This window comes from Porticoccus sp. (genome assembly GCA_023261185.1).
GTDB classification, from domain to species: domain Bacteria; phylum Pseudomonadota; class Gammaproteobacteria; order Pseudomonadales; family Porticoccaceae; genus Porticoccus; species Porticoccus litoralis.
This window is the reverse complement of the sequence record JALRJN010000062.1, coordinates 1-19,310: the sequence shown is the minus strand read 5'-3', so window position 1 is coordinate 19,310 and position 19,310 is coordinate 1. Positions and strand designations below refer to the sequence as shown.

Genomic DNA, 19,310 nt, shown 5'->3' with positions numbered 1-19,310 from the left:
AATAGTGAATCCCGTAATTAAAACATTTGAATACGGTAACCATACTGTGACGCTGGAGACCGGGCGGATTGCACGCCAGGCCACAGGTGCAGTGATGTGTACCATGGACAAGACAGCAGTACTCTGCACCGTTGTTGGTGCCAAAGACGCAAAAGAGGGGCAGGATTTCTTCCCTCTCAGTGTGCATTACCAGGAAAAAGCCTATGCGGCCGGTAAGATCCCCGGCGGTTTTTTCAAGCGTGAAGGTCGTCCGACTGAAAAAGAAACCCTGACCTCTCGCCTCATCGATCGTCCGATTCGCCCGCTGTTCCCCGATGGCTTCAAAAATGAGGTGCAGGTTGTTTGTACCGTGATGTCAGCGGAAAAAAATGTCGATCCCGATATTGTGGCCATGATCGGTACATCTGCTGCGCTGGCGATTTCCGGTGTGCCTTTCAACGGCCCCATCGGTGGTGCCCGAGTGGGCTACAACCGTGAAAAAGGTTACCTGCTGAACCCGACCTATTCTGAATTGGAAGACTCCGATTTGGATATGGTGGTAGCCGGTACCCGCGAAGCTGTGCTGATGGTTGAGTCCGAAGCCCGCGAGTTGCCCGAAGATATCATGTTGGGCGCTGTGCTCTACGCTCACCAGGAAATGCAGGCCGTAATTCAAGTCATCGACGAACTGGCCCTCGAAGTAGGCAAACCCCGCTGGGAGTGGCAGGCAGCGCCTGTCAACGAAGCTTTGGCCGATGCTCTCAAGGCACAGATTGGTGAAGCGCTGGATGCAGCCTATCGGACTACTGATAAACAACAGCGTGTTGCACAACTCGACAGCCTGCGTAGCCAAGCTATCGCTTCACTGGCCAATGAAGAGTCTGGTGTGTCTGAAGAAGACGTGCGCGATGCGTTCAAAAAGCTCGAAAAGAAAATTGTTCGTGGTCGCATTATTCGTGGTGAACCCCGTATTGATGGCCGTGATGGCAAAACCGTTCGCGGTATTGATGTTGAAGTTGGTGTTCTGGCCCGAGCCCACGGTACGGCCTTGTTCACCCGCGGTGAAACCCAGGCGCTGGTCGTTGCCACCCTTGGTTCCATGCGTGATGCACAGATGATTGATGCCCTGGAAGGTCGTCGTGAAGACCCGTTCATGCTGCACTACAATTTCCCTCCCTATTCGGTGGGCGAGTGCGGTCGCATGGGTGCCACCGGTCGCCGGGAAATCGGTCATGGTCGTCTGGCTCGCCGTGGTATCGCCGCAGTGCTGCCTAACACGGAAGAGTTTCCCTACTCCATCCGCGTCGTGTCTGAAATCACTGAATCCAATGGCTCCAGCTCCATGGCTTCCGTGTGTGGCTCCAGCCTGGCATTGATGGATGCTGGCGTGCCCCTGAAAGCACCTGTTGCTGGTATCGCCATGGGCCTGGTCAAAGAGCCCGACGGCTTTGCAGTTCTCACCGACATTCTCGGTGATGAAGACCACCTCGGCGATATGGACTTTAAAGTGGCCGGTACTGCCCAAGGCGTGACCGCACTGCAGATGGATATCAAGATCGAGGGTATTACTGAAGAGATCATGGATATCGCCCTGGGTCAGGCTCTGCAGGCCCGACTGCATATCCTGGGTGAGATGAACAAGGTGATTGATAAAGCCCGCGAGGAAGTGGCTGAGTCTGCACCTCGCTACCACACCATGAAAATTGATCCCGATAAAATCCGCGATGTGATCGGTAAAGGTGGTGCAACAATCCGTGCATTGACTGAGGAAACCGGCGCCACTATCGATATCGATGACAGCGGCACGATCCGTATTTACAGTGACGACGGTGATAGCCTCAAGGATGCGATCTACCGCATTGAGGAAATCACTGCCGAAGCGGAAGTGGGCAAGGTCTACGAAGGAACTGTGGCGCGCATTGTCGACTTCGGTGCCTTTGTGACCATCATGCCGGGAACCGATGGCTTGCTGCACATTTCCCAGATTGCCAAAGAGCGTGTGGAAAATGTCTCTGACTACCTCAAGGAAGGTCAGCAGGTTCGCGTTAAGGTGCTCGATGTTGATGCCCGTGGCCGAATCAAACTGTCCATGAAAGAACTCCTCGAGGATGAAGGGGAAACCGCTGCCGAGGTGTCGGCTGAAGATGCTGCTCAGCCCAACGAGTAATACCTTCAATAGCGATAAAAAACGGGGCTTGTGCCCCGTTTTTTTGTGCGCCGACAAAAGCGTAGGCACTCAGTGCTATCTCTGTTGTCGATAGATGACAACTTGCGGGTACAATCACTGTCCATGAATGAAGATCGCGCCATCAAGAACCCGATACAGGAATACCGCCTGTACGTGGGACGGTTGCTGTTTACTCTGCTGGTGGTGTTGATCATGGCCGGGGTATTACTCTGGCGCTATTACCATCTTCAAGTGCTGGAACACGAAGGTCTGGTGACCCTGTCAGATCGAAACCGGGTTCTCGTGGAGCCCATGCCGCCGACCCGAGGCCTCATCTATGACCGCAACGGTGTTCTGCTGGCGGACAATCGTCCCAGTTTCAACCTGTCCATCGTCAAGGAGCGTGCCGGGGATCTCGATACCCTGATTGCTGAGCTGGATCAGCTGGTGGGTGTGTCCGAGGTCGAACTGGAACGTTTCCAGAAACAAATGCAACGCCGTCGACGCCCCTACGAACCAGTGCCCCTTAAGGTTAATCTGGATGAACGGGAACAGGGTGTGCTCGCGGTAAACGAGTATCGCCTGCCCGGAGTGGAGGTGACCGTACAGTTGCTGCGCCACTATCCCCTGGGACCGGAGATGTCTCACGTATTGGGATACGTGGGGCGTATCAATGACCAGGAAATCCAGGACCTGGACCCTGTGCGTTACAGTGGCACCTTAGTGGTGGGTAAAACCGGTCTGGAAAAATTCTACGAAGATGAGTTGCTGGGACAAGTGGGTTACCAGACGGTTGAAACCAACGCCCGGGGCAGGGTGATGCGACAACTGGAGCAGACTGCTCCCGAGCCCGGCAAGGACCTTCACCTCTATCTGGATAGTCGCCTTCAGCACGTTGCCTTCGAGAGCCTGGAGGGTGAGCGAGGGGCGGTGGTGGCCATTGAAGTGGCCACAGGTGGCGTCCTCGCCATGGCCAGTGCCCCGAGTTTTGATGCCAATGAGTTTGTTACCGGGATTAGTGTCGAGAGTTATCGTGCCCTGTTGGATTCCCCTGATCGTCCGCTGTTTGACCGTGTGCTACAGGGTCAATACCCGCCTGGATCAACGGTCAAGCCTATCTACGGGTTGGCGGCATTGCAGAGTGGCACCATCAGCCAGGATTACCGCATCTATGACCCCGGTTTTTACCAACTTAAAAACGATGAAAGAAAATACCGGGACTGGAAAAAGGGTGGGCATGGCAGCCGCATTTATCTTAGTGATGCCATCATCCAGTCCTGCGATACCTTTTTTTACGATGTGGGTGTCAAAATGACTATTGATACCCTGGCGTTGTACGGCACACGCTTTGGGCTGGGCCAGAAAACGGGTCTGGATATGCCCTCAGAGCGCGCGGGTATCATGCCATCCCGGCCCTGGAAGAGGGCTGCCAAGGGGATTGCCTGGTATCCCGGCGATACGGTCAATACCAGCATTGGGCAGGGGTATACCTTGGCGACACCCATGCAGTTGGCCGTGGCTACCTCACGTCTGGCCAGTCGCGGCGAGATTCGCTCTCCGCAACTGGTGAGAAAACAGCACAGCATTCCCCCACCCGCGGGGATCATTAAGGCCTCGGAAAATAACTGGAACTACGTGCACACGGCTATGCAGGAAGTGGTGCACGGTTTGCGGGGAACAGCCAAGGGCATCAATAAGGGCCTGAACTATCATATTGCTGGCAAGACAGGTACGGCCCAGGTGATCGGTATCAAGCAGGATGAGGAATACGATGCGGAAAAAGTGGCCAAACGCAATCGCGATCACGCCCTGTTCATCGCCTTTGCACCTGTTGAAAATCCACGAATTGCCGTGTCCGTACTGGTGGAAAATGGTGAGCACGGCAGCAGTACTGCAGCCCCGGTAGCGCGCAAGTTAATCGACGCCTACATGGCCTATTACCCGGATGCTCTGGTGAAAGAGGTGGCCGATGAGTCAGGGTGATTTTGTTCGCCGTATGGGTTCCGGCGGGGCCGCCATTTATGGTGCGCCTAGCCAATGGCAGAGGGTGCATCTGGATGTGCCGCTGTTCCTGTTGTTAACCCTATTGGCAGCGGTTGGTTTATTTATTCTCTACAGTGCCAGTGGTCAGAGTCTCTATTATGTTCAGCACCAGCTGGTGAACTACGCGGTGGGTTGCGCTGTCATGGTGGCGACCGCTCAGGTGCCGCCAAGACTGATGGCCCGATGGGCTTTTTTGCCCTACTTCGGTGGTGTGTTGTTGCTACTGGCGGTGTTGTTTATGGGGGTCGGCGCAAAAGGAGCCCAGCGCTGGCTGGAAATTGGTGGCATTCGCTTTCAGCCATCGGAAATCCTCAAGGCGGCGGTGCCCTTGATGCTTGCCAGCTACCTTGGACAGAGAGCAATTCCGCCACGTTTCATGCATGTGATAGCGGCGCTGATATTCATTGCCCTGCCGCCGGTCCTGGTGATATTACAGCCAGACCTGGGCACCGCCATTTTGATTGCCGCTTCGGGTTTTTTTGCACTGTTCCTGGCGGGGCTGCCAAAGCGGTATCTTGCATTTGCGGGTGTGGCGGCGACAGCCCTGCTGCCGGTAATGTGGTATTACGTTCTACACGATTACCAGCGTCAGCGTATTCTGACGATGTTTAATCCAGAAGCAGACAAACTGGGTGCCGGCTGGAACATTATTCAGTCGACCATTGCCATTGGTTCGGGTGGTGTACACGGCAAAGGCTGGATGCTGGGAACCCAGTCGCAACTGGATTTCCTGCCGGAAAGCCATACGGATTTTATTATTGCGGTGCTGGCGGAAGAGTTTGGGCTGGTGGGTGTGATGCTATTGATGGGACTGTATCTGCTGATCATTGTCCGTTGTATCATCATCTGCTTGAGGGCCCAGAGCATGTTTGGACGCTTGTTGGCGGGGAGTGTTACGCTGACTTTCTTTGTCTATGTGTTTGTGAATATGGGAATGGTTTCCGGCATTTTGCCCGTGGTGGGGGTGCCCTTGCCTCTGGTGAGCTATGGTGGCACTTCCATTGTGACCCTGATGTTAGGGTTTGGTATGCTGATGGCGGTTAGTACAGAGAAAAAACGATCCATTTGATAATTGAGGCTGGTGAGGGGTAAGGGCCTAGCCCTTGATGAAAATATGAAAAAAAGAGTGGTTTTTGCGTTAGCTGTATTGTTGTCTGTTTCGGTGCAAGCCGGTTATCTGGATTCTCCCAAGGCCAAAGCCTTTGCTGATCGTATGGTGGCAGAACACGGTTTTGATCGCGGTGAAATCGATGCGCTGCTCGATAATGCAGAAAAGAAACAGTCCATTATTGATGCCATGGAGAGGCCGGCAGAAAAGGTCAAACCCTGGAAGGACTACCGCAAAATTTTTATCACCGAGAAACGTATTACGGAAGGGGTTGATTTCTGGCGTCACAACCGTGAAGCCCTTAAATTGGCGTCGCGACAGTACAATGTGGCACCGGAAGTGATTGTTGCCATTATCGGCGTGGAAACTTTTTATGGGCGGATCAAGGGCGGGTTCCGGGTTATTGATGCCCTGTCGACATTGTCATTTGATTACCCGCCTCGCAGCGCCTTTTTTACCCGTCAGCTGGAAGAGTTTCTGCTGCTGGCCCGTGAGCAGCGCCAGGATCCCCTCAAATTGACCGGTTCCTATGCTGGCGCCATGGGTTATGGTCAGTTCATACCCAGCAGCTATCGCAGTTTCGCTGTGGATTTTGACGGCGATGGCTTCGCTGACATCTGGGATAATCGCTCCGATGCCATCGGCAGTGTCGCCAATTATTTTGCCAAACATGGCTGGGTCATGAATGAGCCCGTAGTAGCCCGTGCGCGCGCCGAGGGTGACCTGGATAACACGTTATTGAATAAGCTGGCGCTGGATAAAACCCTGGCTGAATGGTCGCAGTTGGGAATACAGGTCGAAGATAAGTTGCCCGCAGACAGCAAAGCCCTGCCTTTTACGCTGGAAGCTGAGGACGGTGAGCAGCTGTGGCTGGGGCTGAATAATTTTTACGTTATCACCCGTTATAATCGCAGTACCATGTATGCCATGGCGGTACACCAGCTGAGTCAGCTGATTCTGGAGCGTGTTGGTGAAAGCAATCTCTAGACGTTTTACTCCGTGGGCTGTGCTGGCCGTCACTGTGCTCCTGTTTCAGGGTTGCGGCGGTAGCGGCAGTAGTAAAGGCGGGTACGGGTATGGTGATGGTCCTCCGCCTAAGGATGTGGACGTCGCACATATTCCCGATGCTGTGCCGAAGGTAGAGCCGGTTACCAAGGCTGGTAACAAAAGCCCCTACACCGTGTTTGGTAAAACCTACGAAGTGCTACCTTCCAGTCTTGGTTTCAGGCAGCAGGGTATGGCCTCCTGGTATGGCAACAAGTTCCACGGCCGCAATACCTCAAATGGTGAGCCTTACAGCATGTACGAAATGACAGCGGCACATAAAACCTTGCCGATACCCTGCTATGTACGTGTCACTAATGTCGAAAATGGTCGCAGTGTGATTGTCCGGGTCAATGATCGCGGTCCCTTCCACGGCGACCGCATTATTGATCTCTCTTATGTTGCCGCAAAGAAGCTGGGGTATTCAGACAGGGGTACGGCAAAGGTAATTGTGGAAGCGATCGATCCGCTTAAGTACCAGAAAAATTCTGTGGAACAGCCGCATATCTACAGTCAGCCCAGCGTGATTCCTTCGGCGCAGCCGGTGGCCAGTGCCGATGACTATAGTCTGCCGGGTAATACTTACCTCCAAGTGGGCGCTTTTTCCACACACACGGCCGCCTCGACGTTGTCGCAGAAAGTGCAGAGCCTAACGGAGGTTCCCGTGGTGGTAAGGCAGCAAAGCCAACCAACAACCCTGTACAAGGTGTTGGTGGGACCGTTAAGCGATAATGACACGCTGTTGAATCTGCGCAATTTGCTGCAGCAGCGGGAGAATATCAGTCCCTTTGTGGTCTACGAATAACTTTACCTGAAAGACCGGCGGGCCTCGTGCTAGAATTTCCGTATTCCTTTCCGGTTCATCCATCCATCGTTACACCAATTAAAAAACTGTTGCTTATGCTGAAGAAAATTCTTTCCATCGGGTTGTTACTGTCCCTGTTACCGGCTTTCTCTCAAGCCAAAATTCTTATTCCGGCTCCACCGGAACTGGCTGCTTCCGCCTGGATACTGATGGATGCCAACACCGGGAAAGTCCTGGTGGAGCACAACGCAGATCAGCAATTGCCCCCCGCCAGCCTGACCAAGATGATGACCAGTTACATCGTTGCCGCTGAATTGCACAACGGCAAAATCAAGGAACAGGACATGGTCCCCATCAGCGTCACAGCTTGGAAAATGGGTGGTTCAAAAATGTTTGTCCGTGAGGGGACACAGGTGCCGCTGATGGACTTACTGCGTGGTGTGGTCATTCAGTCCGGTAACGATGCATCTGTGGCTCTGGCGGAGTACCTGGCAGGTAGTGAAAGTGCTTTTGCCGATGTCATGAACCAGCAGGCCCAGTTGCTGGGTATGAAAAACACAACCTTTCACAATGCCACTGGCTGGCCCTCAGACGGCCACCTAACAACGGCTCGCGATTTGTCTCTGCTGGCACGTGCCTTGATACAGGATTACCCGGAACACTACGATATCTATGCTGAGAAATATTTCGAGTACAACGATATCAAACAACCCAACCGCAACCGCCTGTTGTGGCGGGATAGCTCGGTGGATGGCCTGAAAACCGGCCATACCGAAGAGGCAGGGTTTTGCCTGGTGGCTTCGGCCGTGCGCAATAACATGCGCCTGATATCAGTGGTGATGGGAACCAGCAGTGAAGAGGCCCGTGCCAGGGAGTCACAAAAACTGCTGTCATTTGGCTTTCGCTACTATGAAACCGGCAAAGTCTACAGTGCTGGCGACATTCTGAAAGAAAGCGCCCGGGTCTGGTACGGCGTAGAAGACAGCGTCAACCTGGTTGTGCCTGAGGATCTGTACCTGACGATCCCCCGCGGCTCAAAAGATCAACTGGAAGCCCAGGTGGTGTCCGATGAGGACATCGAAGCGCCGCTTACTGGGGGCCAGTCGCTGGGTAGTCTGACCATTAGCTTTGAGGGGGAACCCCTGCTGGAAACAGCGCTGGTGGCAGACAGGTCAGTGGAGGAAGCGGGAATTTTCTCCCGTCTCTGGGATGCCATTAAGCGATTCTTCATAGGTATCTTTTCCTGATGTCGACACCAGAAGCACCGAAAATTGAATTTCCCTGTGATTACCCCATCAAGGTGGTTGGTAGTGCCGGTGGCGAACTGCACAACCTGGTGATTGAAACTATGGAGCGCCACTCGCCGGGATTTGATCAGGCGACGATAACTGTAAGGGACAGCCGTAAAGGCAATTTTCAATCCATCACTGTCACGATTACTGCAACCGGGGAAACACAGCTTCAGGCCATCTTTGCCGACCTGAAAGATCACCCGCTGGTACAGATGGTCTTGTAAGAGCTGGAATCCAACCCGTTTATATGTCGACAGTACCTGACTTGCCTCTAATCATCCGCTACCTGAGGTGTCGTGCCTATGCCGATACCTTCGAAGCGATGAAAACGCTCACTTCTACACGCAATGCCGAGACACCGGATGAAATCTGGTTGCTTGAGCACGAGCCGGTGTTTACCCAGGGGCAGGCGGGGAAACAGGAGTACATCCTGATGCCTGGTGACATTCCGGTGGTTCAGAGTGATCGCGGTGGCCATGTGACCTATCACGGCCCGGGCCAGATTACCGGGTACCTGCTCATTGACCTGAAACGACTGGGTATCACGGTGCGCGATCTGGTCTCGCTCATTGAAGCTGCGCTGGTGGAAACACTCGCACACTGGGGCATTACAGCCGCCCCAAGGCCTGATGCCCCTGGTGTTTACGTTGAAAATGGTGCCAAGATCGGTTCTCTGGGACTGCGGGTGCGTCGCGGTTGCAGTTACCACGGGCTCAATTTCAACGTTGATATGGATCTCAGTCCCTGGGCTCGCATCAATCCCTGCGGGCTCGGCGTGCCCATGACCCAGATGAACGATCTGTTACAGAACAAGGTCACCCTGCAAGAGGTGTCAGAGTACCTTGCTGATATTTTGACCAGCAAGCTGGGGTATAATACGCACCGTGTGGAAGGCGACCATCCACTGCTGCATTCGCAGCAGGCGCCTGCATCCTGAAACGAATCTTTGAGGCATGCCGCTGTCATGACTGATACCAACGTAGTTCCGCCAAAACGCACTCGCCGCCTTCAGCAGGGCGAGAAACTACGCAGTGCGGACAAGGTGGAACGGATCCCAGTGAAGGTGATCCCCACAGAGGAAATCCAGCGCAAGCCCGACTGGATGCGTATCCGGGTCTCATCGTCCCCCAAGGTACAGGAAATCAAAAACATACTGCGCAAGAACAAGCTGGCGACGGTATGTGAAGAGGCAGCCTGTCCCAATCTCAGCGAGTGTTTCAGTCACGGTACGGCAACTTTCATGATTATGGGGGAAATCTGTACCCGTCGCTGCCCGTTCTGCGATGTGGGTCATGGTAAACCCAACCCCCTGGATGCAGAAGAGCCGGCACATCTGGCAAAGGCCATCCACGAAATGCAGTTAAGCTACGTGGTGATCACTTCTGTCGACCGTGATGATCTGCGCGATGGTGGTGCCCAGCATTTTGCCGATTGTATTCGGGAAGCCCGACTCCTCAGCCCGGCGCTGAAACTCGAAATTCTGGTACCGGATTTTCGTGGTCGTATGGACCCTGCTCTGGAGATTCTTACCGCCACGCCACCGGATGTTTTCAACCACAATATGGAAACCGTGCCAAGGCTGTACCGAGAGGCGCGTCCGGGTGCCAACTATGCCTGGTCCCTGAAACTGCTACAGGAATACAAGCGCCTGAACCCCAATGTACCTACCAAGTCAGGACTGATGGTGGGGCTTGGTGAAACCAAGGACGAGCTGATGCGCACGCTGGATGATCTGCGCGCCCACGATGTCGATATGTTGACCGTTGGGCAGTACCTGCAGCCCTCCAAAAACCATCTGCCCGTAGACCGCTTCGTGCACCCGGATGAATTTGCCGAGTATGCGGAATATGGCCACAGTATCGGTTTCAGCCAAGTCGCTTCAGGTCCGCTGGTACGGTCTTCCTACCATGCCGACAAACAGGCAAAGGGCGAACAGGTTAAATAGCCGGCAGTCTTTTGCTGTATAGCGCTGGATCAGAATAAATGAAAATACCCAGGCTTCTTGATATTCATAACGCCACGGTTTACCGCGACAATAAAAAAGTCTTCGATGGCTTTTCACTGTCGGTAGAGCAGGGGCAGAGCACGGCCATTATCGGGCCCAATGGCGCCGGTAAAAGCACCTTACTTAAACTGCTGACCCGTGAGCTGTACCCGGTGGTAAATGATGAGTCCCACGTGCGAATCCTGGGCCATGATCGCCCCATACTCTGGGAATTGAGGGAAAAAATCGGCCTGGTGTCCGCCGACCTGCAACAGGGTTTTGTGCCGGATGTTAGTGGGCTCGGTGTGGTGGTGTCTGGTCTGCACAACTCCATTGGCCTGTTTCATTATCAGGATGTAACGGACGAGCAATTGACCCGGGGCAGGGCGGTGCTGGAAGAGTTGGGAATCTCCGACTTGGCGGGACGACCCTACAAGCAGATGTCCACGGGTCAGCAGCGCCGCTGTTTGCTCGGTCGCGCTCTAATTCACAATCCTGAGCATCTGATTCTCGATGAGCCCACCAGCGGGCTTGATCTGAATGCCACCTATCATTATCTCAATGGCATCCGCGAACTGTTACAGCGTGGAAAAACCATTCTTCTCGCTACCCATCATATTCACGAGATTCCCCCTGAAATTGAGCGTGTGGTCTTTATCGCCAATGGCAGTGTGGTGGCCGATGGCTACAAAGCCGACCTGCTGACTGACAATCATCTGTCGTCGCTGTTTGATATGCCGTTGACCGTCAGTATCTCTAACGGTTTTTACCAGGTCTTGCCAGCCTAGTCACAGGCCACCATAATGTGCGCCGATTTGCCGATCCAGGATTACTGACGTTATGAAAGTACAAGACAATGCTGTGGTGGCTTTCCACTACACCATGACTGACGAAAATGGCGAAGTCGTCGAGACTTCCCAGAATGAGGAAGCTGCGACCTTTATTTGCGGCTACCGGAATATGATTGAACCGCTCGAAGCCTCCATGCTGGGCAAGGAGCCGGGAGACAAGTACAGCATTACCCTGCCGCCTGAAATGGCCTATGGAAGATTGTTGACTGACAACGAAATGCGTGTGGGGCTGAAAAACCTGCATTATGAAGGCAAGCTGGAGCCTGGCATGACGGTTCCCCTGCGTACCAAAGAAGGTTTGCGCCCGGTGACTATCCTCAAGGTAGGCAAGTTCAATGCGGATATCGACATCAACCACCCTTTAGCGGGTAAGACTCTGACCTTTGAGGTGGAAATTGTGGATGTGCGTGAATCAACGCAGGAAGAGCGCGACCACGGCCATGTTCATGGGGACAAGGGCTGCGGGAAGTGAAAAAATAACGGCACTGGTGCCGGAAATGGCGGGGGTTGAGCGGCAGGCTCAACCCCCGTTTTGCGTTTTAGTAGTACTGTAGAATGACACCCATTGAAACAATGTCGGTATCACTACCCGGATAACCCAGTGCATTGGCATCGCCGGTTACGTAATGCAGGTTGACGCTGGCTTTATAACCGTTGATCACGTAGTTCAGTCCCCACTCAGTGGTGTCGCTGGTGTCCGCATCCACTGGGTCATTTTTCATATAGCGGACATAGGGTTGGAATTGCCCCGGACCGATTTTCTTGGCAAACAGGTAGCCAGCGGTAGCATAGTACGAGTCCCCTTCAAACAGACAGAAGCACTCCTCCAGCCCATCTGTGGGTGGCGAGGCCCACGTTCGGTCGCCATCCATATTCTTGTAACCCGTCTCCAGTGTCAGTACAGCATTGTTATCCAGCACGGTTTCGGAAAACACATCGAAGGCATAGCCAAAGAAATCACCGGGGTCAATTTCACTGCCACTGCTATCCTTCTGACTTTGCACCGTGACGGCGGCTGTCAGAATATCGCCAGCCTTACCAAAGTGTGTGGCGGCAGTGTAGTAACCCACCAGCGGCTCAACATTCTTGAAATTGTAGGCAAAGCGTGCGGCATACAGCAGGTTGTCATCGTCGTTGCCATAATCGTCGGTGCCTTCAAAGATCCCTGCCAGGTATTGCAGTTTATCCAGTTGGCCAAATACCACAGCACCTTCGCTGCGGCCGAGTCGCCCTGCAGGACCATCGTAGTCTGCGGGAAATAGTGGCTGACGGTATTGGTTCCAGCTCATGCCCGTGTAGGGGCCATTCAGTCCCGGTCTGTCGGTGGGGACCAGGGTGCGGCCTACCCAGAGTTTGAATGCAGGATCGAGTTCAAATTGCAGAATGGCATCAATCATCATCACGGAGTCGCCTTCATATTTCTCCGTGTTAATACTCCACTTTATGTATTCGTGTATCTGGCCAGCCCAGTAAGTCCGCAGGCTGTTGATAGTGAACTCGTCACTGCCGTCGGCATCATTGTTCCGGGAGGTTTGTTGCAGGCGTGTGCCGCCACCCACGCTAATCCAAAGGGTGTCACTGTGTTCCAGCTTCAACCCTGCCAATGACGGGCTCGCCAGACAGATCAGCAGTGGTGCAATAAAAAGTTGTAGCAGACCGGCCGTATAGTTTTGGCGCGCAAAGACGCCCTTCAAAGTGTTTAACACGCTTTATCCACCCCTTAATGGTTTGTGATTATTGTTTCGCCAGAGTATACCTTTGCAGACTGCCGCAATGCGAACAATGTCGATGACCGCTGCGGGTAAACAGTCTGTATGGCTTGTGTTATTTGACAGGTATCCGGTCTTTGCCGAAGAACTCGGGAGCCTGAATAGAAAGTGCTTTCAGAGGCATCTCGGACGTTGTTTTAACTGCGTGGGGAGTGCTCTCAGGAACCTTGATAAAGTCGCCGGGTTTGACTTCAAACGTCTCATCACCCAGTCGCATGATGCCGGTGCCTTCGAGAATGTAGATGGTCTCGGAGTGAAAGGCATGCTTGTGCAATGGGACTGATTTCTTCACAAAGACAATAAAGTCCGAGGCGTGTTTGTCGCTGTAAAGCTTCACCACGTGAATATTGTCGAGGTCGGTGGGTGCTTTAATATCCGCCATGGCGGTCTGTTCGGCTCGGGAAACGCTGGTGACCAGCAGACTCAGCAGGATCAATGTTAACCGGAAGTTCACGGTGGCAGCTCCTCAGAATTTAGAAACCACAGATGGTACCCCAACATTTATGGGTTAACGAGGGCGTTAATTCCCAAAGTCCATCACTGGGCCGGAATGTTTTTTGGCATCAGGAACCAGAGTACGGCTGCCACCAGGAATAATGCGGGAATATCACCGATCATATTGGCGTGTTCGGAATGATCGGCCAGGGCCTGGGCCAACATAATGCCGGCGTGAACAATACTCGACCAGATGGTGAACCAGATAAGGCTGGCATGGGCGAGGGGGTTTTTGGCGGCACGAATCAGGAATACCCCGAGGGTGGCATAAATTCCCATGATCATTTGTTCGTATTCCGGTTGCCGTGGTGTCCAGCTCCACCCGGAGGGCCAGACCCACATCATCATGGCCGGTACGCCAACGACAAACACAATGCCAAATATTAGCAGGGCGGTTTTCAGGTACTGGAGCTTCTGCTGCTCTTCCATGGTGTGTCCCCTTTTTTATTATGGACGGCGGTTTTTAGGTGTATTGGTGGAAAGTGACTTTTTGATATTAGTCGATTTCACCCGGATTGCCAGACACGATCTGTACCCACTTTGCGTCTTTTGCAGAGGTTTCTCCACCGGGGTTTTCCCACGCCGAAAACCTTCCTTCAATATGACAGGTGTTCTAGAGCCCCAAGTCCTTTAACTCTGCAGAGGCCAAAGCTGAACGCCGGGCAGGCTGACAATACAGAACAGGCTGCCTGTCTTCAGAGAAAATGGGTTAGAAGTGGGGGCTGTCGGGGGGGGGGATGATAAATTCTATTAGGTCTTGAGGTGCGATTTTCCAGGCTGCTGTATGCCCGATTATCGGGATCTTGCCTCCAGAAGCTCTCTTAGCGGTAGGGGTAAAACACTGTGCATTTTCGTGGTAATCCGAGGTTCATTTTTCTGCCACAGCACGCCCAGATAAATGATGGTGAATCCCAGAACCGTTAGCATGATCGGAAATAGCCAACTGTCTTCAAAGACTCTGTAGGCCAGGTGTCCCAGATAGATACAGCAGCCAATTGCACCAAATACCACAAAAACACGACGCACCAATGCCACTCCAATGCCCAGCATGAAAATATTGATACAGAAATAGAAAAACTTGGCGAGTTCGCTGTCGGAATATTGCAGGGTCATGCCGCCCCAAAACGTCATCACCCCGAAGATATAAAGCCAGAAGGCATAATCTGCGGTATTTCTGGCACGGATATCCACCCAGAAGGCGAGGCAAACAAAAGCCAGGCCGAAGTACATGGATACGATCGCTCTGAGCTCAAAGTCCGGGCTGCCAGCAGCGAGCATGGCGGCAATATCCATCGACATATACCACAGGGTGACCGCGATCGGCATGATCAGAAACGGATACTTGTATTTCCATGCCACGATAACACCCACGGCCAGCGTGCCTAACTCCATATAGAGCCAGTGCCATTTGATCAGGCGGTGGTATTCACGGTAAGCAGTATCATCAGGCCATATGCCCAGCCCTTGCTGCAGGCCATAAATAGCCAGTGGGGTGAGGGCTACTACAAACGTGGCGCAGATTCCCGCAGGAACCGGGTAACCTTTTTGCTGAAACGTGTGGGTCAATTTGAGTGCTAGAACGGCATAAGCCAGAGACATTGCCAGGATTCCCCAGCCCCCAAACATTTCCCACCCCAGGGTCATAAAAAGGGTCATCGCGTTGATGGCAATGAGTCCGCCCAGGTAATAGAGCACATGGGTAAAATCAAATCGGGGGCCAGAGGAGGGGTTATCCTTCAGGAACAGGAATAATTTCTCTGCCTGTTCGCTACTGATAATGTTTTCCTGAACCGCGGCATCCAGGTTTTTCTTTGTTATTTTCATCGCCAGTCCCGAAAAACCCGCTATCAGTTCACATCGCACATGCAGCCAATCAAGCGCATGTCAGATTATTTGATCATAGCCCAGGTGGTGAGGCGAGCAAGGCCCGGTAGTTATTCCTCCACCCAGATTTTGCGGATGGGTTCTCCGAAGTCGTCGTAGATAATTTTTTCTTTCGGTTTACTGGGCGTTGTTTTTCCCGACGTGGATGTTTTCTGGCGTCGGGCATCCAATGCAGCGACCACTTCAGGGATAGGCGTGCGCTCGGCTTTTGGTTGGTTGAAAAAGGCCATGGGCAAACCCTCAAGGGGGTTGTCCCGGCCACTGACACCGCGAGGGATTTTGTGAATTTCCCCTCCATGGGTCAGGTAGTCCTGTATCTGCTGCTGCAGTTCTCTGCGTAGCTGGGACTTATCTGGTGGTTTTTTCAAGGGTGGTTTATTTGCCATGGTCATAAGCCATTCTACCAGTGATCCCATACCGGGCGGCAGATATCCGGTAAACCGGGGAACTGGCCCAGTTCTGCCCAGGGCTGACCCGGTTGATGGAAGTCTGAACCACAGGAAGCCAGCAGTGCTTTTTGCTCACAGATCTTGGCCAGATCGCGGGTCAGTGGTGGGGGTTGCCGACCCGAGACCACCTCCATGCCTTGACCTCCCACTGCCATAAAGTCATCTGCCAGGGCGAGTAGCTTGGTTCGGGTGAGATTGTATTTGTCTGGGTGAGCCAGCACGGCGGTGCCGCCGGCATCGCGAATCCACTGAATGATTTGTGGCAGCGTGGCCCACAGTTGTTTGACATCGCCGGGCTTGCCGGAGCCGAGGTATTTCTTGAAGGCCTGACGCATATTGCTGACCACCCCGATCTCTATCAGGTGCTGGGCAAAGTGCGGGCGCCCCACAATATCACTGCCAGCCTGTGCCTTTGCTCCTTCTAAAGTGTCGGGTAGGCCAAGATGGTGAAGCTTTTCGGCAATCTGCTCGGCACGTTGTTTGCGGGCCTGTTGCTGGTAGTGGCAGCCGGCTCGCATGGCGTCGCTGTCGGGATCGATATTCAGGCCGACGATATGCACGCCAATTTTCCGCCAGGTGGTGGAGAACTCGATGGCGGGAATCACCTGTATGGGTGAGTTTGTGCATGGCGGTAATCGGCCGAAGGCTGCGGTGGTGTCGTGATCGGTGATGGCCAGCACCTCCACCCCTGCATCGGTTGCCCGCTGCACCAGTTGTTCCGGCTCGAGGGAACCGTCGGAGCAGGTGCTGTGGCAGTGCAGGTCATAAAGCATGTGGCAATCCATTGTGGGCCGTTGTGGGGAACAACGGGACATTATAGCGCCTTCCAAGGTCGGTGTTGGATGCGTGTAGTCCCGGGAGCTGGTATGGCCGCTGGGCGCGAGCCGCTATACTGCGGTCATGGAAACGATCACCCCCATTGGTAAAGAGCGTCAACAGCAAGTACTGGAACAGACCCGACACTTTATCGGGCTAGGAAGCGAGTTGCTGGACCGTCGTTTTGCCGATGTGCCAGTGGCTTTCGACCTCAGAGGGCGTACCGCTGGCATGTATCGCGTTAAGGGTCGGCAACGGCTAATTCGTTACAACCCCTGGATTTTTGCCAAGTATTTCGAAGACGGGCTGCACGTGACTGTGCCCCATGAGGTGGCCCATTATCTGGTGGACTGCGTCTACGGCATTCGTCGGGTCAAACCTCACGGCCCCGAGTGGCGCAAAATTATGGATGCCTTTGGCGTCGATGGCCGCGCCACCGCCCGATTTGACCTGGAGGGTATCCCGGTGCGTCGGGAGAGGCAGTTTGATTACCACTGTGGATGCCAGCCTCACCGTTTAGGTACGCGACGTCACTTAAAGATTCAACGTGGCGAGGCCCGTTATCTCTGCCGTCAGTGCGGTAACCACTTGGTGGTGGCCTGAATGAGTTGGTTTGTGTATATGATCGAGGCCAGCGACGGCTCTCTCTATACCGGTATTACCACCGATGTGACGCGCCGCTTTGCGGAGCATCGGGATGGCAAGCTGGGTGCCCGTTACTTCAATGGGCGCCAGCCAAAAAAGGTGGTGTACGTTGAACCCGCAGAGGATCGTAGCATGGCTTCGAAACGGGAAGCGGCTATCAAGCAATTGGGGCGACAGCAAAAGCTGGCACTGATTTCGGAGGGCTCGAAAGATGGATGCTGAAATTGTTCACGATGACCAGCAAGGGTGTTTCCTGATTGAGCTTGAACAGGGGCGGGCAGTGCTGGAGTACCAGTTATTGCCTGATAATACGGTAAATTTTTCCCGTACCTATGTGCCGGGGGAGTACCGCAATCATGGCTTAGCGGAAAAACTGGTGCGCGCCGGACTGAACTGGGCAAACCAGCAAGGGCTCAGTGTGAGAGCAACCTGCTGGTATGTGCAGAAATTTCTTTAACAGCCCGCTGAAAAGCTTTCTGCGTGGCCGCTACGGCGTTAAGAAAAACCTCAATGTGCTCAATAGGTCTGTTGAAGAGTCCCGCTAAACTCCGCCTTTTCCGTTTTTCTTGCCTTGTATCGCCTGCCTCGAAAACGCTTTCAGACAGGCTGTTGGGGTTTACTCATAAGTACAAAGATAAGCCGTATCCACTGCCACCTGTAACTGGAACGATTGATTGGCGGCCACTTCAAAGCTGTCGCCGGCGTTAAACGTCTGCCAGTCGTCTTGGCCGGGCAGTTTCACAGTCAGTGCACCGCTCACCACGGTCATCACTTCTTTCTTGCTCGTGCCGAATTCGTATTCGCCCGGTGCCATGACGCCGACGGTGGCGGGCAGGGTTTCGGTCTGGAAGCCGATGGAAACCACCGCGCCATCAAAATATTCGTTCATTTTAAACATGCAGATGCTCTCAACAGGTTGGGTAAAAATTGCGCCGCTATAGTACCCGCACTGCGCGGTCGATAGAATGCGCCCTTTGAGATTTTTGTGGACACTGATGTGAAACCCTGGGATGTGATTGTCATTGGCGCAGGCGCGGCTGGCTTGATGTGTGCCGCGGTGGCCGGACAGCGCGGCCGCCGGGTACTGGTGCTGGAGCGGGCCAATAAACCGGGCAAGAAGATCCTGATGTCCGGCGGCGGGCGCTGTAATTTCACAAACCTCTATACGGAGCCCGATAACTTCCTGTCCGAGAACCCCCATTTCTGCAAGTCGGCGCTGAGCCGCTATACCCAGTGGGATTTTATCGCGCTGGTGGCCGAGCATGGCATTCCTTATCACGAGAAAACACTGGGGCAGCTGTTCTGTGATAACAGTGCTTCGGATATCGTCGATATGCTGGTTAGCGAGTGTGAGAAAGCTGGCGCAATCATTACCACCCGCTGCGAAGTCCTGAATGTCGAGAAAACGGAAACCGGTTTTACAGTGAAAACGTCTCTGGGTGACTATGCTTGCGAGTCCCTGGTCATCGCAACCGGCGGCCTGAGCATGCCAAAAATCGGCGCTACGCCGTTCGGCTATAAGGTTGCTGAACAGTTCGGTCTGAAAGTGTTACCAACCCGTGCCGGGCTGGTGCCGTTTACTCTTCACGATAGTGATAAACAGGCACTGGAGGCACTGAGCGGGATTGCTGTCGATACTTCAGCAACCTGTAACGATAAATCCTTTCGTGAGGCGATGCTGTTTACCCATCGCGGACTGAGTGGTCCTTCCATGTTACAGGTGTCTTCATACTGGCATCCAGGAGACACGCTACATATTGATTTGCAGCCAACGGAAAGCGCCGCAGAATATCTCACACAGGCGCAGAAGGATTCACCAGATGCTCAGCTCTCCACAGTGCTTGGCCGATACTACCCAAAACGTATGGTGCAGACCTTCATCGAGATGAATGCCTGGACAAATGAACCAGTGAAACGCCTGACCCACAGTCAGATTGAAAAAATCGACAGTACTTTATCAGACTGGCAGATTTCTCCTA

At 53.6% G+C, this 19,310-nt stretch carries 22 protein-coding genes; 15 read left to right on the top strand and 7 right to left on the bottom strand.

Annotated elements, in window-relative coordinates; genetic code table 11:
• Positions 1–4: 4 nt before the first annotated feature.
• The 11 genes from pnp to ACYZYZ_RS05630 all read left to right on the top strand — a co-directional run bounded on the left by pnp (position 5) and on the right by ACYZYZ_RS05630 (position 11,745).
• Complete coding sequence (gene pnp / locus ACYZYZ_RS05680; protein ID WP_461483569.1) at positions 5–2,146, top strand: polyribonucleotide nucleotidyltransferase; 2,142 nt, start codon at positions 5–7, stop codon at positions 2,144–2,146.
• Between the two features lie 123 nt (positions 2,147–2,269).
• Positions 2,270–4,129: a penicillin-binding protein 2 gene (gene mrdA / locus ACYZYZ_RS05675; protein ID WP_461483568.1), complete on the top strand. Its 1,860-nt coding sequence runs from the start codon at positions 2,270–2,272 to the stop codon at positions 4,127–4,129.
• Positions 4,116–5,258, top strand: a complete 1,143-nt coding sequence (gene rodA / locus ACYZYZ_RS05670; RefSeq protein WP_461483567.1) for a rod shape-determining protein RodA — start codon at positions 4,116–4,118, stop codon at positions 5,256–5,258. Before mrdA ends, rodA begins: the two co-directional genes overlap by 14 nt.
• Before the next feature lie 45 nt (positions 5,259–5,303).
• Positions 5,304–6,284: a lytic murein transglycosylase B gene (gene mltB / locus ACYZYZ_RS05665; protein WP_461483566.1), complete on the top strand. Its 981-nt coding sequence runs from the start codon at positions 5,304–5,306 to the stop codon at positions 6,282–6,284.
• Positions 6,268–7,146, top strand: a complete 879-nt coding sequence (locus tag ACYZYZ_RS05660) for a septal ring lytic transglycosylase RlpA family protein (protein ID WP_305171071.1) — start codon at positions 6,268–6,270, stop codon at positions 7,144–7,146. Before mltB ends, ACYZYZ_RS05660 begins: the two co-directional genes overlap by 17 nt.
• 95 nt (positions 7,147–7,241) lie before the next feature.
• Positions 7,242–8,393 (top strand): D-alanyl-D-alanine carboxypeptidase family protein, encoded by a 1,152-nt coding sequence (locus ACYZYZ_RS05655; protein ID WP_461483565.1) that lies wholly within the window; start codon positions 7,242–7,244, stop codon positions 8,391–8,393.
• A complete protein-coding gene (locus ACYZYZ_RS05650; protein WP_461483564.1) occupies positions 8,393–8,662 on the top strand; it encodes an HP0495 family protein in 270 nt (89 codons plus the stop codon). Before ACYZYZ_RS05655 ends, ACYZYZ_RS05650 begins: the two co-directional genes overlap by 1 nt.
• 23 nt (positions 8,663–8,685) lie before the next feature.
• Complete coding sequence (lipB, locus tag ACYZYZ_RS05645) at positions 8,686–9,375, top strand: lipoyl(octanoyl) transferase LipB (protein WP_461483563.1); 690 nt, start codon at positions 8,686–8,688, stop codon at positions 9,373–9,375.
• Positions 9,376–9,402: 27 nt separating this feature from the next.
• The gene (gene lipA, locus ACYZYZ_RS05640; protein ID WP_461483562.1) at positions 9,403–10,383 is read left to right on the top strand and encodes a lipoyl synthase; all 981 of its coding nucleotides are present in this window, start codon (positions 9,403–9,405) and stop codon (positions 10,381–10,383) included.
• A gap of 38 nt (positions 10,384–10,421) precedes the next feature.
• Positions 10,422–11,210: an ABC transporter ATP-binding protein gene (locus ACYZYZ_RS05635; RefSeq protein ID WP_461483561.1), complete on the top strand. Its 789-nt coding sequence runs from the start codon at positions 10,422–10,424 to the stop codon at positions 11,208–11,210.
• A gap of 52 nt (positions 11,211–11,262) precedes the next feature.
• Complete coding sequence (locus ACYZYZ_RS05630) at positions 11,263–11,745, top strand: FKBP-type peptidyl-prolyl cis-trans isomerase (protein WP_461483560.1); 483 nt, start codon at positions 11,263–11,265, stop codon at positions 11,743–11,745.
• Between the two features lie 67 nt (positions 11,746–11,812).
• Here the strand turns inward: ACYZYZ_RS05630 and ACYZYZ_RS05625 are convergent, their stop codons facing one another.
• The 6 genes from ACYZYZ_RS05625 to ACYZYZ_RS05600 form a co-directional block, all read right to left on the bottom strand.
• Positions 11,813–12,979 (bottom strand): hypothetical protein, encoded by a 1,167-nt coding sequence (locus tag ACYZYZ_RS05625; RefSeq protein ID WP_461483559.1) that lies wholly within the window; start codon positions 12,977–12,979, stop codon positions 11,813–11,815.
• A gap of 118 nt (positions 12,980–13,097) precedes the next feature.
• The gene (locus tag ACYZYZ_RS05620; protein ID WP_461483558.1) at positions 13,098–13,496 is read right to left on the bottom strand and encodes a cupin domain-containing protein; all 399 of its coding nucleotides are present in this window, start codon (positions 13,494–13,496) and stop codon (positions 13,098–13,100) included.
• 83 nt (positions 13,497–13,579) lie between these two features.
• Entirely contained in the window at positions 13,580–13,966 is a 387-nt protein-coding gene (locus ACYZYZ_RS05615; protein ID WP_461483557.1) for a DUF6632 domain-containing protein, read from the bottom strand.
• Between the two features lie 363 nt (positions 13,967–14,329).
• On the bottom strand, positions 14,330–15,361 hold the full coding sequence (locus ACYZYZ_RS05610; RefSeq protein WP_461483556.1) for a DUF2157 domain-containing protein: 1,032 nt from the start codon (positions 15,359–15,361) through the stop codon (positions 14,330–14,332).
• A 110-nt stretch (positions 15,362–15,471) separates the two neighbouring features.
• Positions 15,472–15,807: a hypothetical protein gene (locus tag ACYZYZ_RS05605; RefSeq protein ID WP_461483555.1), complete on the bottom strand. Its 336-nt coding sequence runs from the start codon at positions 15,805–15,807 to the stop codon at positions 15,472–15,474.
• Positions 15,808–15,821: 14 nt separating this feature from the next.
• Positions 15,822–16,643, bottom strand: coding sequence for a PHP domain-containing protein (locus tag ACYZYZ_RS05600; RefSeq protein ID WP_461483554.1), 822 nt, complete (start codon positions 16,641–16,643; stop codon positions 15,822–15,824).
• A gap of 127 nt (positions 16,644–16,770) precedes the next feature.
• Here ACYZYZ_RS05600 and ACYZYZ_RS05595 point away from each other — a divergent pair, with 127 nt between their 5' ends.
• Genes ACYZYZ_RS05595 through ACYZYZ_RS05585 form a run of 3 tightly spaced genes read left to right on the top strand, consistent with a single transcriptional unit; the run spans position 16,771 to position 17,788 of the window.
• The gene (locus ACYZYZ_RS05595) at positions 16,771–17,289 is read left to right on the top strand and encodes a SprT family zinc-dependent metalloprotease (RefSeq protein ID WP_461483553.1); all 519 of its coding nucleotides are present in this window, start codon (positions 16,771–16,773) and stop codon (positions 17,287–17,289) included.
• Positions 17,290–17,553, top strand: coding sequence for a GIY-YIG nuclease family protein (locus tag ACYZYZ_RS05590; protein ID WP_461483552.1), 264 nt, complete (start codon positions 17,290–17,292; stop codon positions 17,551–17,553).
• A complete protein-coding gene (locus ACYZYZ_RS05585) occupies positions 17,543–17,788 on the top strand; it encodes a GNAT family N-acetyltransferase (RefSeq protein WP_461483551.1) in 246 nt (81 codons plus the stop codon). Before ACYZYZ_RS05590 ends, ACYZYZ_RS05585 begins: the two co-directional genes overlap by 11 nt.
• Positions 17,789–17,947: 159 nt before the next feature.
• Here ACYZYZ_RS05585 and ppnP read toward each other — a convergent pair whose 3' ends face one another.
• A complete protein-coding gene (gene ppnP, locus ACYZYZ_RS05580; protein WP_461483550.1) occupies positions 17,948–18,229 on the bottom strand; it encodes a pyrimidine/purine nucleoside phosphorylase in 282 nt (93 codons plus the stop codon).
• 87 nt (positions 18,230–18,316) lie between these two features.
• Between ppnP and ACYZYZ_RS05575 the strand changes: the two genes are divergently transcribed.
• The coding region (locus tag ACYZYZ_RS05575) for a BaiN/RdsA family NAD(P)/FAD-dependent oxidoreductase (RefSeq protein WP_461483549.1) at positions 18,317–19,310 on the top strand (994 nt) is incomplete at its 3' end.

Bases quoted from the DNA above. Each gene is read 5' to 3' on its own strand.
- mrdA (WP_461483568.1), top strand. From the start codon at position 2,270: ATGAATGAAGATCGCGCCATCAAGAACCCGATACAGGAATACCGCCTG.
- rodA (WP_461483567.1), top strand. From the start codon at position 4,116: ATGAGTCAGGGTGATTTTGTTCGCCGTATGGGTTCCGGCGGGGCCGCC.
- mltB (WP_461483566.1), top strand. From the start codon at position 5,304: ATGAAAAAAAGAGTGGTTTTTGCGTTAGCTGTATTGTTGTCTGTTTCG.
- ACYZYZ_RS05655 (WP_461483565.1), top strand. From the start codon at position 7,242: ATGCTGAAGAAAATTCTTTCCATCGGGTTGTTACTGTCCCTGTTACCG.
- ACYZYZ_RS05650 (WP_461483564.1), top strand. From the start codon at position 8,393: ATGTCGACACCAGAAGCACCGAAAATTGAATTTCCCTGTGATTACCCC.
- lipB (WP_461483563.1), top strand. From the start codon at position 8,686: ATGTCGACAGTACCTGACTTGCCTCTAATCATCCGCTACCTGAGGTGT.
- lipA (WP_461483562.1), top strand. From the start codon at position 9,403: ATGACTGATACCAACGTAGTTCCGCCAAAACGCACTCGCCGCCTTCAG.
- ACYZYZ_RS05635 (WP_461483561.1), top strand. From the start codon at position 10,422: ATGAAAATACCCAGGCTTCTTGATATTCATAACGCCACGGTTTACCGC.
- ACYZYZ_RS05630 (WP_461483560.1), top strand. From the start codon at position 11,263: ATGAAAGTACAAGACAATGCTGTGGTGGCTTTCCACTACACCATGACT.
- ACYZYZ_RS05615 (WP_461483557.1), bottom strand. From the start codon at position 13,966: ATGGAAGAGCAGCAGAAGCTCCAGTACCTGAAAACCGCCCTGCTAATA.
- ACYZYZ_RS05610 (WP_461483556.1), bottom strand. From the start codon at position 15,361: ATGAAAATAACAAAGAAAAACCTGGATGCCGCGGTTCAGGAAAACATT.
- ACYZYZ_RS05605 (WP_461483555.1), bottom strand. From the start codon at position 15,807: ATGGCAAATAAACCACCCTTGAAAAAACCACCAGATAAGTCCCAGCTA.
- ACYZYZ_RS05600 (WP_461483554.1), bottom strand. From the start codon at position 16,643: ATGCTTTATGACCTGCACTGCCACAGCACCTGCTCCGACGGTTCCCTC.
- ACYZYZ_RS05595 (WP_461483553.1), top strand. From the start codon at position 16,771: ATGGAAACGATCACCCCCATTGGTAAAGAGCGTCAACAGCAAGTACTG.
- ACYZYZ_RS05590 (WP_461483552.1), top strand. From the start codon at position 17,290: ATGAGTTGGTTTGTGTATATGATCGAGGCCAGCGACGGCTCTCTCTAT.
- ACYZYZ_RS05585 (WP_461483551.1), top strand. From the start codon at position 17,543: ATGGATGCTGAAATTGTTCACGATGACCAGCAAGGGTGTTTCCTGATT.
- ppnP (WP_461483550.1), bottom strand. From the start codon at position 18,229: ATGTTTAAAATGAACGAATATTTTGATGGCGCGGTGGTTTCCATCGGC.